Raw genomic sequence first — 14,659 nt, 5'->3', positions numbered from 1 at the left:
TTTGGTTTGGCTGATTGCAGGTGTCTGCAAATTTGCAGAGGGCACGTGCTGATTGCCGCTGAACGTGCCAGCTTGACTATTCGCCATCTTCGCCGCCACCATTGCCCGCTGGCCTTCGCTCAAATGCCTGCGCTTGAGATTCAACGAGACGACGAAACCGACAGGATCGGCGCGCCACCTCAAACCGTCGTCTGCTCACAGCGACAGCAGCCGCAGCACCGGCACGCGCTCGGGGTCGTCGTCCTCGCCTTGAGCAATCCACGCTTGAACATCTGGCCGGGTGCACATCTCGTCGATTCTCACTTGCAGTTCCTGGTCTGAAAGCGCTTCCAATCCACTCGGGCAGGCCTTCTCCAGTCTGACGACTCGTCTACCAATCATGCTCATTGCAGCACCTCCGCAGGTAGAAGAAGCACGCGACAAGGCCGGCGGCAAGTCGCGGCCAGGGCTTCACCCTTCGATCGTGCCACGAATGCGCTCTCTGTCTCGTCGTCGCGGCGGTCCACAATTGTGTCGCCGATCTTGGCGCGGATAACCTCGGCGCCAGCGGGCGATATGATGCGCCGAACAATCAGGTCGACTTGCTTCTCTGCCGGGCGCGCCGCCTGCTCCAGTTTGGCGGCGCGGCGTTCAAGTGCTGTGCTCATTTCGTTTCCTCCAGTGCGGCAATCCGTTGTTCAAGCTCTTGCGTCTCCAGTGCCTTGCGGCGGACTTCCACGATACCGGCCAAGGTAGCGGCGTCGCCGGGCAACAGCTCGCCGGCAGCCACAGCCCGCACGATGACCGCCTGAGCCTGAGCGATGCCGGCGGCGGTGTCGGCTTCCGGTAGCTCCAGGAAGATCGGGCGATCTTTGGCCGGCGGTAGCAGTCGCTCAATCACCAATCGCGCCGCGGACAAGTCGCCCTCCTTGGCCAGCTTGACGACGGCCTCGGTGATTTCCTTGGCGCCGCGCTCCATGATGGCAAGCACCATGCGCGTTGACTTGTTCCTCGCGCCTGCCGGCTTCCCCGCAGGGTTCCCGCTTTGCCCCTTAGCCCAAACCATTCTGTACCTCCCTTGATATTTCAATCGGCGATGCCGCAGCAAGGCCACGCACACGCGCCACAGCGAACGAACCACGCCCCGGCAAACCCGATACACCACTGCGCCAAAAAGCGACGCCAGCGGCCAGCACAAGCGGTGTTGCCGTTAGCATTGTGCAGTGCACTGCACGCAATTTTCGCACCATGTCCACCATATACCCATGCAATGCCATGCACTTCAAAATGGGGCACGGTTCCTGCTTACAATTGCTATCGGCATTGTGCGCTGCGGTTTTTGATGTTCTCAGCATGTCGTGTCGACCACCTTCCCGGCGCTTGAATGCGCGTCCATTCCAGCGTTTCGGGCACGTCCAAGGAAGTACGCCCGCACCTCACTGTCTCGCCGGCACGCGGCAAGCACCTCGTCTATGGTTTCTTGGTCGGTTTCGCCGATCGCTGCCAGCCAGCGGCGTACCGCAGCGTCAACCAGTAGCACGACAATGAAAGCCTTGTGCGCTCGGATCGCCGGAAGCCAGCGATTGACCGCGGCCTGGTCGCCCGCCGCCTTGATCGTCTCAGCCTCCGATAACGAGAGATTCACCCCGTCCCCCGCCGCCTCTCTGATGATGGTCGCCGGGCTCATATCTCCACCTCGACAATGCTTTGATCGCCACGAAGGTGCTCAACACTTCCCGAAGGCGCTAACCCTTTTTTGTTAGCATCTTCGCTACTACTTGAGCACCTTCGTGGTAGCTCCCACACCCAGCCGGCTTTCATTCCGCCTTTCTGCGCTTCAATTTTCAGCGCCTTTTTTGCTCGCCGAACGGTCGCCCATGAATGGCCGGCGCTACCCGCAGCCGACTCCAACTCGGTCACCGCCCGTGCGCCTTCCGCAAGTTCCACTTCAAGGAAGTGCATTGCATCAGCAAGCGGACTCCCGCCACCGGCGTCGTCGCCGGTCGCGTCGGCCGTGGCAAGCAGATCGCGCGCCGCCCCTTCGACGGCAACACCCCATTGCACCGATGACGAGAAGATACCTGGATGGCTTTTCAGTTCGGCCGGTTGCAAGTCGTACTCGAAGCCGCCATCGTCCGGTCCAATGTTTGACTTGGCGCGAAGCAGCAGACGCACGGTGCGCCCGTCTTCCGCCTCTTCCTGTTGCCTTGCAGCGACCAGCACGATGCGTGCGACTGCGCCAAAGGCAAGGCTTCCGGTAATGCGCTCTACCGGATCCCGGCCGCCTGTACCCTTCGAAAAGTGAGTGATGCCGAGCAGCGCACACTTCATTGACGCGGCCAGGTCGGCGAGCGGTTGAAGTCCGCGCCGCACTTCGGCGTTCTTGTGACTGTCGCCGGCAATTGCCGAAACGATCGGATCGACGACCAGCAAGCGAACGTCGCCGATTTCCAGCAGCTTGCGCCGCAGCGCTGGCATATCCTTCGACGGGTCGAATGATCGCTTCTCGTGGCCCTCCTGCACGCCGTCAATGAAATGCACGCGGGACAGATTGGCGCCGGACAGCACAAGCCGCGGAATCAGCGTATCGGCCGGGTCGTCTTCGCCGCTCCAGATCACGGCGTTGCCGACGCTTGCGCGGGTGCCATCCGGCCAGCGTCCGCCGGCCGTCAGCGCCGCCGACATGCTCATGGCAATCGTCGTCTTCCCGGTACCTGGTGCGCCTCCCAGGATCTGAAGCTTCCCAGCCGCCAGCCATCCGTTCCAGATCCACGATACCGGCTCAATCTTCACGTCGCTGGCTCTGCTAATCTGCACAGTCCCCGCGTATTCGCGCTCTGGCGCGGCTTCCTTGCTCGGCCGGTGCTCTGGCCTTGCGCCACGCATGCGTTCGGCCACGTCTTCGAGTCTGGACGTAGATTCTTCTCGTTGACGAATTGTGCGTTGAAGAATGCTCATGACGATAACCCCGCTGCCTGCATCGCCGACTGAATGCGGCTTGCAGCAAGAATCAGCCGTTCGCGGTCAATCTCGCTGAACGGCTCGCCGGCCAGCATCGCCGCCGCTGCAGCGCAGACGACCAGCGCCTCAAAACCAACAGCGCGCAGGCAATCGGCCGCAGGGAATGGCCGGCGCTCCGGGTTAATCCGGTGATCGAGCGCCCGGGGTGGGTACAGGTCGCTGAACGTCAGGTCGACAGCGGACAAAACGTCTTGCACGTCGCACCCGGCGAAGCAGTGCGCAAGGATTCGCCCGTCGTCGGTTTCGCGAATCGCAAGGCTTGGCCCGCGGTCGTCATGTGCAGGACAGCGCGCAGAGAACGTCCCGAGCCCGGTGCGCTTCACCTTGTCGAGACGCTGAAGCAGTTTGTCGACTTGGCTCATCTCCGCGCCCCCCTTTGCCAGCCTCGTTTCGGCTGGCGGTTGCGCGAAGGCTTCACGTTGCTGGCGAGCGCGAACCAGCCGCGCAGCGGATCGACGATGCTAGAATGCGTGCTGTTTGGTGTCGTTTTCGAAGCCGTCTCGGTGCTCGTTACCGCGGCGGCTTTTCCTTTGTGGCTCACGCACTCACCGCCGGTGAAACGACAGCAAGCGCTTTTCGAAGCTCGCCGACAGACCAAGCGGTAATCCGCAGACCCCTTTGCCGAGGAGTAGGCAGCGTGCCACGCTTGACCATGCGCCAGACGGTTGCTGTGGAGCATCCCACGAGCGCCGCCACGACTGGCAGACGGACACTTGCCGAATCAGGAAGGTAATCGAAATGCCTGAGAGCGTCGGGGATCGCGCGCTCGTTCTTTGTGTGCTGAACCATGCTGTACCTCTATGAAGAGCCCCGCAACGGGATGCCGCGGCTTGCATGGTCCTGATACTAGAAACTTCCCTTGGATGAGATCGAAGCCCCTAATCCAGAATTCGTTCTTTTTTCAGTTTCTGAAGGTGCCCTCGAACAGTGTTTGCCGGGATACCCGTTTTTTCTTCGATCAACTTCGCCAGCTGACGTGCCGATGGCTTTCGCCGACATACCGCAAGAATCGCGTGTGCGGCATCGATCACCGACCGGCGATTCCCGTCGCCTTCCTTGCGCTGTTCTGCCGCGCCACGCCGCCCCCCATTCAGACGCTTGCCGCCGCTTCGTGAAGCCAAGGGATGCAAGTGGACGAACGTCGGAGTACAACGAAAAGTAGAAGTCTGCCCTGAACTTCTCCTCTTCCTCGCTCGATGCAAACGACACCAATGCACGAACGCGACGGGGATCCAAGAGGTCGCGCAAACGGATCGCGCGTCGGGGTTTTGTCGTTCCGCGAAACATCTTGAGGCCAAGCTGACGAGCCTTCGCGTTGTACAAGCGCACATAGCGCCGGAATAGCCGGTCTCGACCGGATGCATCCGAATCGTCCACAATGCTCCTTTTTCTAGCCCCTGAATCACGACTCCGCGCCTTCCAGCCAGGGCTTCGCAGCCATTCGCGGCAGGATAGGCGCGGGCAGGCCCGGGTCAAGCCATCTTCGCCGGCCTGAGCGGTACGACCTTGCCCTGCTCGTCGCCTGCAATCACATCGAGTAGGTCGGCCCACTTCTGAAGTGCCTCCCGGCGTTCGTCGAAGAAATCGTGCTGGTTATAGATGCCCTCCACGCCCTTGATAGCGTGATTCAGGCAGCGCTCGCCGATATGCGGTGCCACCCCCAGCGCGGCCAAGTGAGTGCGCGCCGTGCGCCGAAAGTCATGCAACGTGAAGTTCTCTGCGCCGGGCATCAAAGGCTTGATGTTTTTCGCAAGCGCGGCGCCAACGGTGTTGAGGTCGATATGAGGGACCATGCGCTCCTGCATCTTGCGCGCCGGTAGCAGCCATCCAGACCCGTTGCCCAACCGCACAAGCTCACGCAGGCACGCAACAGCTTGATTAGGGAGAGGGATGTCAATCGCCGCACCTGTTTTTGTCCGGTCGGCTGGCAGATACCAAACGGCCGCGTCGAGATCGAATTCACTAACCCTTGCCTGTATCAGTTCGCCCTTGCGAACCGCCAACAGCAGTAGCAGCTTCACCGTCAGGCCGTTCTCGATATTCCATCCTCGCGCGCTTCGCATCGCAGCAAACAGGGCGGCCAACTCCGAACGGGTAAGCCAGCGGTCGCGGGACTCCTCCTTGCCGCCAGCATCCGCCAGATCGAAAGCCGCCGCCGGATTGAAGCTGATCATCTGGCGCTTGATGGCGTAGTCAAACATTCGCTTGACCCAACGCAGGACATCATTCGCCATCGTCGGAGCACCCCGCCTGACGATAGCCTTGAGCATCGCGTCAACGTGCGTTGGTCGTATCTCTCCTATGGCCAGCTTCCCAATGTTCGGCTTGATGTCGTTCTCGATCCGGCTGCGCACGATGTTGGGATGTTTCCAGCGTCCAAGAATTTGAGACGAGAAGTAGTCATCGGCCAACGCGCCCATGGTAATGACCGCCTTCTCAGCCTCGATCTTGGCGACAGCCTCGCGCTTGCGCTCCTGCTTTTCTCCGGCAACGTCATAGCCCAACGCAACCCGCGCGCGTAGCTCCTTGGCCGTCTTTCTGGCGTCAGCAATTGACAAGTCACGGTAACTGCCAAGGTTCACCGTGCGAGGTTTGCCAGCGAAACGATAGCGCAACTTCCAGACCGGCACGGCGAACCGAGCGGGAAAGCACAGATATACCCCGTCTCCGTCGCCCCGTTGTTCGAAGCGCTCGCCGCTCCTCATCCAGTTCCGAATATCCAAGTCAGTCAGCTTGCCCATATCGCCTCCTGGTGTGCACCACCTGCTTGGCTATAGGTGCACCACGTGGTGCACTTGGTAGTGCACGGACATTGTGCGCTCTCATGCGACAAGTTGCAACGTCATGACGAAGAAAAGCCCCAAAATACGGGGCTTTAACTTAAGGCGAGAGACTTCATGATGCGGCGTGATTCACTACTCCAGGTTCTGCACCTGCTCGCGCATCTGTTCGATGAGCAGCTTGAACTCGATCGCCAGTTGCGACAACTCGGCAACCAGCGACTTGGAGCCAAAAGTATTGGCTTCCCGCATCAGTTCCTGCATCAGGAAATCGAGACGTTTGCCGCTGGCGCCGCCGCTCCGGAGAACGCGCTCGACTTCATCGAGATGGGTCGCCAGGCGCGCCAGTTCCTCGGCGACATCGATGCGCGCCGCGAAGACCGCCACCTCCTGTCGAATCCGGTCGTCGCTCACCGTATCGAGCGCATCGAGCAGGCGCTGCCGCAGCTTCTCGTTGAACGCGATCAGGGCCGCCGGGATGCGCGGCTCGATATCGCGCAAAAGCCCGCGCATGCAGGTAACTTTGTCCAGGATCACGGCGGCGAGCTTCTCGCCCTCACGCGCCCGACTGGCCACGAAGTCGTCAAGTGCCGCGCGGGCCAGTTCCCGACAAGCCGGCAACACGGCTTCGATATCGAGCGAGTCGTCACCGAAAATGCCCGGCCAGCGCAGCACGTCGCTGACCGCCAGCGGCGCGGCCAGCGGTAGCTCCGCGCGGATCTGTGTATCGAGCCGGCCCAGGCGGGCGAGCAATTCGGCGTTCAGGCTCGCTTGCTGCGCCGCACTGGCCGTGGCGATAAAACTGACCCGACACTCGAGCTTGCCGCGCACCAGGCGCGCGCCGATCAGCTCGCGCAGCGCGGGTTCGGCAATGCGCAGCTCGTCACAAACGCGAAAGTGATAGTCGAGATAGCGGGAGTTGACACTTTTTAACTCGATTTGTACGGCGCCGCCCTTGACGGCGCACGCTGCCGCGGCATAGCCGGTCATGCTGTAGATCATTGGAATCCTGACTGGTGGACGGAGGTAGGTCCGCAGCCGGCTTTACAGCCCACCCCCAAAGACCGGACAATGGCCGACACTCTGAATGATAGCTTCGACACCTATGGTGCAACAAGCAAACCACCCCCTTCCCCCAGCGTTCCAACTCGATGAGTACTGCATTGAGCATCAGCTCTCACTGGGTGGCTTTTCGATTGTCTATGTGGCCACCGATAGTCACGGCACGCGCGTCGCCATCAAGGAGTACCTGCCCAACACGCTAGCCTTGCGCGGCGAAGGAAAAACGGCGCCGGTGATCAGCGAAGATCATCTTCCGGCGTTCCGCTACGGGATGAAGTGTTTCTTCGAAGAAGGCAGGTCACTGGCCGGTCTCTCGCACCCGAACGTGATCCGCGTCCTGAACTTCTTTCGCGCCAACGACACCGTTTACATGGTCATGGAGTACGAACACGGCCGCACCCTGCAGGAGCTGATCCAGAAAAACAGGGCCGGGGTCACCGAAAACTTCATTCGCAACGTCTTCACCAAAATGCTCAACGGCCTGCGCGAGGTGCACTCACACCGCTTGCTGCACCTCGACCTCAAGCCGTCGAACATCTACATGCGCAACAACCAGACCCCGGTGCTGATCGATTTTGGCGCGGCGCGCCAGACGCTAGCCTGCGACACGCCAATGCTCAAGCCGATGTACACACCGGGTTTCGCCTCGCCGGAGCATTACAGCCAGCGGGAACTCCTCGGCCCCTGGAGCGACATTTACAGCGTCGGCGCTTCGATGTATGCGTGCATCTCGGCGAGCACCCCACAAGCAGCCGACGGCCGTCTCGAAAAGGATCGCCTGGTCCCGGCGATGGTCCGTTGGGAAGGTCAGTACTCGGACCAGTTGCTGGAAACGATCGACTGGTGCCTGTGCCTGAACCATCGTTACCGGCCACAAAGCGTCTTCGCGCTGCAGAAAGCGCTCACTGAAGCGGTCATCCCACCGACGCCACAGCCGAAAGCAAAGTGGCTCGACCAGATGGTCGGCAAATTTAAGAAATCCAGAAGCCCATGAAATTCACGATCTACCAAGAGAGCCGCGCCGGCAAGCGCGCCAATAACGAAGATCGGCTGGCACACTGCTATTCCCGCGACAGCCTGCTGATGGTCGTCGCCGACGGCATGGGCGGTCACTACTTCGGTGAAGTGGCTGCCCAGATCGCCGTACAAACGCTGACCGAGTCCTTCCAGCGCCAGGTCACGACGCCCATTCGCGACCCCTTTCTGTTTCTGCAGACTGGCATGCTCAACGCGCACCGCGCCATCCTCGATTTTGCCGCCAAGCATCAGCTGCAGGACTCACCACGCACCACCTGCGTCGCCTGCTTCGTGCAGAACAACATCGCCTACTGGGCGCACTCGGGTGATTCTCGACTTTATCTACTGCGCAAGGGCAGAGCCCTGGCCCAGACCAAAGACCACTCCCGCGTACGCTTGTTACTCGAACAGGGCATCATCAATGAAGAGCAGGCCAGCACGCACCCGGACCGGAACAAGATCTACGGCTGCCTGGGCGGCCAACAGACGCCAGAGATCGAGTTTTCGCGCAAGACGACACTCGAAGCCGAAGACGTGCTGGTCCTCTGCACCGACGGCGCCTGGAACGGACTACCTGACAAGCTGCTGGCCACGGCCCTGAAGACCGCCAATCTGATGCATGCCGTACCGACCCTGCTTGCCCAGGCAGAAACCCGTTGCGGGCCGCATGCCGACAACCTGTCGATGATCGCCGTGCGCTGGCAGGACAGTTACGTCGACGAGAGCAGCGCCGGCGGCAGCCTCATTTCAACCAAATCAATGCCTCGCGACACGGTAACCACGCGTCTCGACGAGTTCGGGCGCAACCCGCGCCACAAGACCGAACTCAGCGAAGAGGAGATCGAACTGGCCATCGAAGAGATCCGCTCGACCATTCAGAAGTACGCCAAATAGGAATTTTCATGCGCCCCAGTCACCGTCAAGCTTCGCAACTGCGCAAGGTCACCCTTGCGCGCCGATTCACCCGCCACGCCGAAGGCTCGGTGCTGATCGAAATGGGCGACACGCGCGTGCTGTGCACGGCCAGCATCGAGGACTCCGTCCCCGCTTTTCTACGCGGCGGCGGACAGGGCTGGGTTACCGCCGAATACGGCATGCTGCCACGCTCGACGCACACGCGCAGTGGCCGCGAAGCGGCCAAAGGCAAGCAATCCGGTCGCACGCAGGAAATACAACGCCTGATCGGTCGCGCGCTGCGTGCGGTCACCGACCTCAAGCTGCTCGGCGAACGCCAGATCACGCTCGACTGTGACGTCCTGCAGGCCGATGGCGGGACGCGTTGTGCGGCGATCACCGGCGCCTGGCTGGCGCTCAACGACGCCTGCGAACATCTGCTCAGCACAGGCAAGGTGAGCAGCAACCCGCTGCGTGATCATGTCGCCGCGGTGTCGGTCGGCATCTATAAGGGCGTCGCGGTGCTCGACCTCGACTACGCCGAAGACGCCAACTGCGACACCGACATGAACGTCGTGATGACCGGTAGCGGTGGCATTGTCGAGGTACAGGGGACCGCCGAAGGCGAGCCTTTTACGCGTGCCCAGATGATCGAACTGCTCGACCTGGCCGATGCCGGCATCGGCCGCCTGATTGCCGAGCAGACAAGCGCCCAGGCCCTATAGCAGCCATGAAACTCGTCCTCGCTTCCAACAACGCCAAAAAACTCAAAGAACTCGACACCATTCTCGCGCCGCTCGGCTGGGAACTCGTTCCGCAAGGCGAGCTCGATGTTCCCGAAGTCGAAGAACCGCATTGCACTTTTGTCGAGAACGCGCTGGCCAAAGCCCGCCATGCCTCGCAACTGACCGGCCTGCCGGCGCTGGCCGACGACTCCGGCCTGTGTGTGGACGCCTTCGGTGGCGCCCCTGGCGTGTACTCGGCGCGCTACGCCGGCGAGCCACGATCGGACGCGCGCAACAACGAAAAGCTGCTCGCCGAACTCGGCAACAGCCACCAGCGCGCCGCACACTACGTTGCGGTCATCGTCTTCGTACGTCACGCGGACGACCCGCAACCGATCATCGCCGAGGGCGAGTGGCACGGCGAGATCCTGCCCGCCGCGCGCGGCGAAAGCGGCTTCGGCTACGATCCGCTGTTTTACGTCCGCGCACTCGACAAGAGCGCCGCCGAACTCGACGCCGCCGAGAAAAACCGCCGCTCGCACCGCGGCCAGGCACTGGCTCGCCTCGTCGAACGTCTGCTGGCAAGTCGCTGATGGCCGCGCCGGCGAGCCGGAACGGCAGAGTCATTCCGCTGATCCCGGTTCAGGAGGTGGCAGCGGCCGGGCAGCGGCTGATCCAGTTCCGCAACCCACCGCCGCTGGCGCTCTACGTGCATATTCCCTGGTGCGTACAGAAGTGCCCCTACTGCGATTTCAACTCACATGCCGTGCCGGGGACGCAGAATGCCGATCGATCGGCGCCGGCGATCCCCGAAGACGACTACCTGACGGCGCTGATCGCCGACCTCGAAGCGGCACTGCCGACGATCTGGGGGCGCCGGGTGGACAGTATTTTCCTGGGAGGCGGCACCCCCAGCCTGCTCTCCGGCGAGGCCGTCGAGCGGCTGCTGACGGCCCTGCGCAGCCGGCTGCCACTGCTGCCCAACGCCGAAATCACCCTGGAGGCCAATCCGGCGAGCGTCGAGTCCGAAAAATTTGCCGCCTTTCGCGCCGCCGGCGTGAACCGCCTGTCGATCGGCATCCAGAGCTTCAACCCCCGCCATCTCCAGGCGCTCGGTCGTGCCCACGACGATCACGACGCCCGGCAGGCGATCGCAATTGCCGCGCGGCACTTCGACAACTTCAATATCGACCTGATTTACGGCCTGCCCGGGCAGACGCTCAGCGAAGCGCGCGAAGATGTCGAAGCAGCACTCGCCTTCGCACCGCCGCACCTCTCGTGCTATCAGTTGACGATTGAAGCGAACACCGCCTTTGCCGCGCAGCCGCCGACCCTACCCGAGGCCGACAGCTGCGCCGACATGCAGGACGCCATCGAAGCCCGGCTGGCCAGCGCCGGTTACACGCATTACGAAACCTCGGCCTTCGCCCGCAGCGGGCAGCAATGCCGACACAACCTCAACTACTGGCATTTCGGCGACTACCTGGGGATCGGCGCTGGCGCACACAGCAAGCTGACCCTGCACGACCGTGTGCTGCGCCAGATGCGCTGGAAGCGGCCCGAGCAGTACCTGGCCAAAGTCACGGCCGGGACGCCGATCCAGCAGGAGTCCGCCATCGCCGCCGTCGACCTGCCCTTCGAGTTCATGCTCAACGCCTTGCGCCTGCTGCAGGGTTTCGACAGCGCCTTGTTCGAGTCGCGTACCTCCTTGCCGCTGCTCAGCATCGAGAACGAACTGCGCCAGGCCGAGTGCGACGGCCTGATCGAGCGTCCGCTGCAGCGCATTGCGCCAAGCGACCGTGGCCGCCGTTTTCTCAATCAGCTACTCGAGCGCTTTCTCGTCGACCGCCACTGAAGAGAAACCAGCTTACTGATTACTGCATCCCTTGGACCGCCTGGTAAAGCTGCTGCCGGAGGTCGTCAGCGGCTTGTCCCTGCGCCTCGGCGAGGCGAATCTGGCGCAACAAGTCCGACACCTGCGCCGCAGCCGCGCTCTGTGCTGGCGACGGCAAAGCGGCGGGACTCGCCGCCTTGCCTGTGCCGGCAGGCGTTGCCGCGACGCCCTGCCCGGCAGCTTGGCCTTCGACCATCAGTTGCGCACGCTCGGCGCCCGGCCGGCCACGCCGGGCGGTAATGACCATCGACGGCGGCATGTAGGGACGCGGCATCGCTTTCTGTACCGCCGGCCTGGGGCTGGCGTTGCTGGCACTGCGCAGGGCCCTGGTGGTCGCCAGGAGTTGTTTGTGCAGGTCTACACTCGACCTGCCTTCGGCTTCGGCAGCGCGAATCTCCTTGAGGATGACGTCAATCTCGGGGGGAACGGCGGCCGAACGGACGGCTTCACCAAAACTCTCCTTCGGCGCCTTGACCGCAATTTCGAACTCCTCCGGTGACGAAATCATTTTCGCCAGGCGCAGATGGTCGTAGCGCATGGCCATCGTCAGGGCGCTGTCACCCCAGTCGTTCCTGGCCGTGGCATCAGCCCCCGATTCGAGCAGCCGCCGTGCCACTTCGTCGCGGCCTTCGCGCGCAGCCAGGATCAGCGGCGTCGACAGGTTCGGTGAAAGTGCGTTGACGTTGGCCCCGCGCGCGATCAGGTCCTCGACCAGCTGCTGGTGGCCGTTGAATACCGCGTAATGCAGCGCCCCCCAATGGTTGCCCTGGCGTTCGAGTGGCGCGCCGTGCTCCAGGAGCCAGCGCATTGCCTCGAGATGCCCGCCCCAGGCGGCCAATTGCAGTGCCTGCTCGCCGTTGCGGTTGCTGCGCCGCACGTCGGCGCCGCGTTCGACGAACAGGGCCATCATCTCGATGTGGCCATACCAGGCGGCGACCATCAAACCCGTGCCAATATGCGCGGCCTGGTACTCCGGGTCCAGGCCTTCGTCGAGCCAACGGGTCACGGTACGCAAGTCGCCGCGTTCGACCGCAAAACCGAAAGTGATCGGGTCCGGGCTTGCGGTCGACATCTGCGCCGAGGCCGTCCCAGCCAGCAAGCAGCAAACCAGCAACAGCCATCTGCCGACGGTGCAACCAAAGCAACTCTCGAAGTACCTCACTCGCCTTCTCCCTGCGGACCCGACAGCGCGGTTCTGTCTGTTCCGTTGCACGCTTTTTGGTTCACAATGGCAAGCCCATGCCGCCCCGCCTGATTCTTGCCCTCGCCCTGTCGCTCGCCCTGCACGCCAGCCTGCTCCTTCCGGAAGCGTTCAAGCGCAGCCCAGCGCCGCCACCACCGATACTGCAAGCGATGTTACGCCTGCCGGTCAAGCCGCCGCAGGTCAGCGCCGAACCGCTGTTGAAGAATACCCTGGCGAGCACCGAATCCCCGCCCGTCGTCAAACCGCCGCCGCCCCCGAAAGTGCCGACCCCACGCCGCCCGCCGACGACCAAGGCAAGCACCAGGCACGAAGTCGAAGCGGCGCAACGCAAGCTTTCGGAACACCTTTACTACCCGGAGGAAGCCGTCGCCCGCGGCATCGAAGGCGAAGTCCGCCTGATCCTCACCGTCAGCGACAACGGCAGCATCACGGATGTCCATGTCGGCGTCAGCAGCGGCCACGCGATCCTCGACAAGGCAGCCGAAAGAGCGGCCTGGGCGATGGGCAAGGTGAACTGGGCGTACTCACGCGAGCTGATTCTGCCGGTCATTTTCCGCCTTGAATGAAGCCGGCTGAACGGCCTCGGGCCGCCGCCGAAAAACCAGATCCCAGACGCCGTGCCCCAGCCGCAGGCCACGCTGCTCGAACTTGGTTTGCGGGCGATAGTCCGGGCGCGGCGCAAACCCCGGCGCGGTGTTTTCGAGCAGCGCCTCGGACGAGAGCACGAGCAGCATCTGCTCTGCATAGTCCTGCCAATCGGTTGCACTGTGCAGGTAGCCACCCGGACGCAAGCGGCTGGCCAGGAGTCTGACCAGCGCCGGCTGCAGCAGGCGTCGCTTGTGGTGGCGCTTCTTCGGCCAGGGGTCGGGAAAGAAAATGTGAATGCCGGCCAGCGTCGCCGGCGCGATCATCTCGCGTAGCACTTCGACCGCGTCGTGCTGAATAATGCGCTGATTGGCCAGGCCCATCTCGGCAACCAGCTTGCACAGGCTGCCGACGCCAGGCGTGTGCACTTCGATGCCCAGATAATCCTGTTCCGGATGGTGGGCGGCAATGGTCGCCGAAGTCTCGCCCATGCCGAAACCAATTTCCAGGATCTGTGGTGCCGAGCGCCCGAAGAGGGCATCGAGATCGACACGTGCGGCGACGTAGGGAACGCCGATGCGGCCCATCATCGCCTCACGGTAGCGCTGCTGGGCGGCCGAGACACGCCCCTGGCGAAGCACGAAACTACGGATATGTCCGGGCCGATCGACGCTGCCATCGGCCTGCTGATCGGCCATGCCTAGGAACCGATCAGACCGGTCGTCGGCGACGAGGGATCGGCCGAGTAGAACTTGCGCGCCATGCGCCCGGCGAGAAAAGCCTCGCGCCCGGCCTCGACGGCCTTCTTCATGGCGCTGGCCATCAGCAGCGGATCACGGGCGTGGGCGATGGCGGTGTTCATCAGCACGCCGTCGCAACCCAGTTCCATGGCTATCGCCGCGTCGGAAGCGGTACCGACCCCGGCATCGACCAGCACCGGCACCTTGGCCTGGTCGATGATCAGGCGCAGATTCCAGGGATTGACGATGCCCATCCCCGAGCCGATCAGCGAAGCCAGCGGCATCACCGCGACGCAACCTATTTCCTCGAGCATCTTCGCCTGAATCGGGTCGTCGGCGCAGTAAACCATCACCGCAAAGCCTTCCTTGACCAGCGTTGCCGCCGCCTTGAGCGTTTCCGGCATGTTCGGGAACAGATTGCCCGGATCGCCAAGGACTTCCAGCTTGCACAAGGGATGCCCATCAAGCAGTTCGCGCGCCAGACGCAGAGTGCGCACCGCGTCATCGGCGGTGTAGCAGCCGGCGGTGTTGGGCAGGATGGTGAACTGCGAGGGCGGCAGGGCATCGAGCAGGTTCGGCTCAGCGGCGTTCTGGCCGATGTTGGTGCGCCGGATGGCGACGGTGACGATCTCCGCGCCGGAGGCATCGATCGCCGCCCGCGTCGCGGCGAAATCCTGGTACTTGCCGGTGCCGACGAGCAGACGCGAACGATAGGTCTTGCCGGCAATCGTCAGGCTATGGGGAGATGCGTGCATGCG

17 protein-coding genes are annotated in these 14,659 nt (G+C 62.8%); 6 read left to right on the top strand and 11 right to left on the bottom strand.

Going from position 1 to position 14,659, the window contains the following annotated elements; all coding sequences use genetic code 11:
• Positions 1-195 precede the first annotated feature (195 nt).
• From E4Q23_RS09070 to E4Q23_RS09030, 8 genes are all read right to left on the bottom strand, one after another.
• Positions 196-387 carry a hypothetical protein gene (locus E4Q23_RS09070; RefSeq protein WP_169066345.1) on the bottom strand — a complete coding sequence of 64 codons (192 nt, stop codon included), beginning with the start codon at positions 385-387 and terminating at the stop codon, positions 196-198.
• Positions 384-647: a hypothetical protein gene (locus E4Q23_RS09065; protein WP_169066344.1), complete on the bottom strand. Its 264-nt coding sequence runs from the start codon at positions 645-647 to the stop codon at positions 384-386. Before E4Q23_RS09065 ends, E4Q23_RS09070 begins: the two co-directional genes overlap by 4 nt.
• Positions 644-1,045: a DUF5681 domain-containing protein gene (locus E4Q23_RS09060; RefSeq protein WP_248595336.1), complete on the bottom strand. Its 402-nt coding sequence runs from the start codon at positions 1,043-1,045 to the stop codon at positions 644-646. Before E4Q23_RS09060 ends, E4Q23_RS09065 begins: the two co-directional genes overlap by 4 nt.
• Before the next feature lie 282 nt (positions 1,046-1,327).
• On the bottom strand, positions 1,328-1,666 hold the full coding sequence (locus E4Q23_RS09055) for a hypothetical protein (RefSeq protein WP_169066342.1): 339 nt from the start codon (positions 1,664-1,666) through the stop codon (positions 1,328-1,330).
• Positions 1,663-2,796 (bottom strand): AAA family ATPase, encoded by a 1,134-nt coding sequence (locus E4Q23_RS09050; RefSeq protein WP_336511646.1) that lies wholly within the window; start codon positions 2,794-2,796, stop codon positions 1,663-1,665. Before E4Q23_RS09050 ends, E4Q23_RS09055 begins: the two co-directional genes overlap by 4 nt.
• Positions 2,797-2,933: 137 nt before the next feature.
• On the bottom strand, positions 2,934-3,323 hold the full coding sequence (locus E4Q23_RS09045) for a DNA primase (protein ID WP_336511645.1): 390 nt from the start codon (positions 3,321-3,323) through the stop codon (positions 2,934-2,936).
• Positions 3,324-4,472: 1,149 nt separating this feature from the next.
• Positions 4,473-5,741 (bottom strand): tyrosine-type recombinase/integrase, encoded by a 1,269-nt coding sequence (locus tag E4Q23_RS09035; RefSeq protein ID WP_169066339.1) that lies wholly within the window; start codon positions 5,739-5,741, stop codon positions 4,473-4,475.
• A 174-nt stretch (positions 5,742-5,915) separates the two neighbouring features.
• The gene (locus E4Q23_RS09030) at positions 5,916-6,782 is read right to left on the bottom strand and encodes a YicC/YloC family endoribonuclease (protein ID WP_169066338.1); all 867 of its coding nucleotides are present in this window, start codon (positions 6,780-6,782) and stop codon (positions 5,916-5,918) included.
• A 103-nt stretch (positions 6,783-6,885) separates the two neighbouring features.
• Here E4Q23_RS09030 and E4Q23_RS09025 point away from each other — a divergent pair, with 103 nt between their 5' ends.
• Genes E4Q23_RS09025 through hemW form a run of 5 tightly spaced genes read left to right on the top strand, consistent with a single transcriptional unit; the run spans position 6,886 to position 11,333 of the window.
• The gene (locus E4Q23_RS09025) at positions 6,886-7,836 is read left to right on the top strand and encodes a serine/threonine protein kinase (protein WP_169066337.1); all 951 of its coding nucleotides are present in this window, start codon (positions 6,886-6,888) and stop codon (positions 7,834-7,836) included.
• Positions 7,833-8,753 (top strand): PP2C family protein-serine/threonine phosphatase, encoded by a 921-nt coding sequence (locus E4Q23_RS09020; RefSeq protein WP_169066336.1) that lies wholly within the window; start codon positions 7,833-7,835, stop codon positions 8,751-8,753. The genes E4Q23_RS09025 and E4Q23_RS09020 overlap by 4 nt, the downstream gene beginning before the upstream one ends.
• Before the next feature lie 8 nt (positions 8,754-8,761).
• Positions 8,762-9,478, top strand: coding sequence for a ribonuclease PH (rph, locus tag E4Q23_RS09015; RefSeq protein WP_169066335.1), 717 nt, complete (start codon positions 8,762-8,764; stop codon positions 9,476-9,478).
• 5 nt (positions 9,479-9,483) lie between these two features.
• A complete protein-coding gene (gene rdgB / locus E4Q23_RS09010) occupies positions 9,484-10,071 on the top strand; it encodes an RdgB/HAM1 family non-canonical purine NTP pyrophosphatase (RefSeq protein ID WP_169066334.1) in 588 nt (195 codons plus the stop codon).
• Entirely contained in the window at positions 10,071-11,333 is a 1,263-nt protein-coding gene (gene hemW / locus E4Q23_RS09005; protein ID WP_169066333.1) for a radical SAM family heme chaperone HemW, read from the top strand. Before rdgB ends, hemW begins: the two co-directional genes overlap by 1 nt.
• 19 nt (positions 11,334-11,352) lie before the next feature.
• Here the strand turns inward: hemW and E4Q23_RS09000 are convergent, their stop codons facing one another.
• Positions 11,353-12,534, bottom strand: a complete 1,182-nt coding sequence (locus E4Q23_RS09000; RefSeq protein ID WP_169066332.1) for an ankyrin repeat domain-containing protein — start codon at positions 12,532-12,534, stop codon at positions 11,353-11,355.
• Between the two features lie 77 nt (positions 12,535-12,611).
• Between E4Q23_RS09000 and E4Q23_RS08995 the strand changes: the two genes are divergently transcribed.
• On the top strand, positions 12,612-13,142 hold the full coding sequence (locus E4Q23_RS08995; RefSeq protein WP_169066331.1) for an energy transducer TonB: 531 nt from the start codon (positions 12,612-12,614) through the stop codon (positions 13,140-13,142).
• On the opposite strand, the gene trmB is transcribed toward E4Q23_RS08995, so the two are convergent.
• Entirely contained in the window at positions 13,101-13,859 is a 759-nt protein-coding gene (gene trmB, locus E4Q23_RS08990; RefSeq protein WP_169066330.1) for a tRNA (guanosine(46)-N7)-methyltransferase TrmB, read from the bottom strand. The genes E4Q23_RS08995 and trmB overlap by 42 nt on opposite strands.
• A gap of 2 nt (positions 13,860-13,861) precedes the next feature.
• The gene (locus tag E4Q23_RS08985) at positions 13,862-14,656 is read right to left on the bottom strand and encodes a thiazole synthase (RefSeq protein ID WP_169066329.1); all 795 of its coding nucleotides are present in this window, start codon (positions 14,654-14,656) and stop codon (positions 13,862-13,864) included.
• Between the last annotated feature and the right edge of the window lie 3 nt (positions 14,657-14,659).

This window comes from Candidatus Accumulibacter phosphatis, from assembly GCF_012939955.1.
Lineage (GTDB): Bacteria > Pseudomonadota > Gammaproteobacteria > Burkholderiales > Rhodocyclaceae > Accumulibacter > Accumulibacter delftensis.
The sequence above is the reverse complement of the archived record's forward strand: the minus strand, read 5'-3'. Positions and strand labels throughout refer to the sequence as shown.

Coding starts and splice junctions, on each gene's coding strand:
- E4Q23_RS09035 (WP_169066339.1), bottom strand. CDS start 5,741: ATGGGCAAGCTGACTGACTTGGATATTCGGAACTGGATGAGGAGCGGC.
- E4Q23_RS09030 (WP_169066338.1), bottom strand. CDS start 6,782: ATGATCTACAGCATGACCGGCTATGCCGCGGCAGCGTGCGCCGTCAAG.
- E4Q23_RS09070 (WP_169066345.1), bottom strand. CDS start 387: ATGAGCATGATTGGTAGACGAGTCGTCAGACTGGAGAAGGCCTGCCCG.
- E4Q23_RS08985 (WP_169066329.1), bottom strand. CDS start 14,656: ATGCACGCATCTCCCCATAGCCTGACGATTGCCGGCAAGACCTATCGT.
- E4Q23_RS09055 (WP_169066342.1), bottom strand. CDS start 1,666: ATGAGCCCGGCGACCATCATCAGAGAGGCGGCGGGGGACGGGGTGAAT.
- E4Q23_RS09025 (WP_169066337.1), top strand. CDS start 6,886: ATGGTGCAACAAGCAAACCACCCCCTTCCCCCAGCGTTCCAACTCGAT.
- rph (WP_169066335.1), top strand. CDS start 8,762: ATGCGCCCCAGTCACCGTCAAGCTTCGCAACTGCGCAAGGTCACCCTT.
- rdgB (WP_169066334.1), top strand. CDS start 9,484: ATGAAACTCGTCCTCGCTTCCAACAACGCCAAAAAACTCAAAGAACTC.
- trmB (WP_169066330.1), bottom strand. CDS start 13,859: ATGGCCGATCAGCAGGCCGATGGCAGCGTCGATCGGCCCGGACATATC.
- E4Q23_RS08995 (WP_169066331.1), top strand. CDS start 12,612: ATGCCGCCCCGCCTGATTCTTGCCCTCGCCCTGTCGCTCGCCCTGCAC.
- E4Q23_RS09065 (WP_169066344.1), bottom strand. CDS start 647: ATGAGCACAGCACTTGAACGCCGCGCCGCCAAACTGGAGCAGGCGGCG.
- E4Q23_RS09020 (WP_169066336.1), top strand. CDS start 7,833: ATGAAATTCACGATCTACCAAGAGAGCCGCGCCGGCAAGCGCGCCAAT.
- hemW (WP_169066333.1), top strand. CDS start 10,071: ATGGCCGCGCCGGCGAGCCGGAACGGCAGAGTCATTCCGCTGATCCCG.
- E4Q23_RS09060 (WP_248595336.1), bottom strand. CDS start 1,045: ATGGTTTGGGCTAAGGGGCAAAGCGGGAACCCTGCGGGGAAGCCGGCA.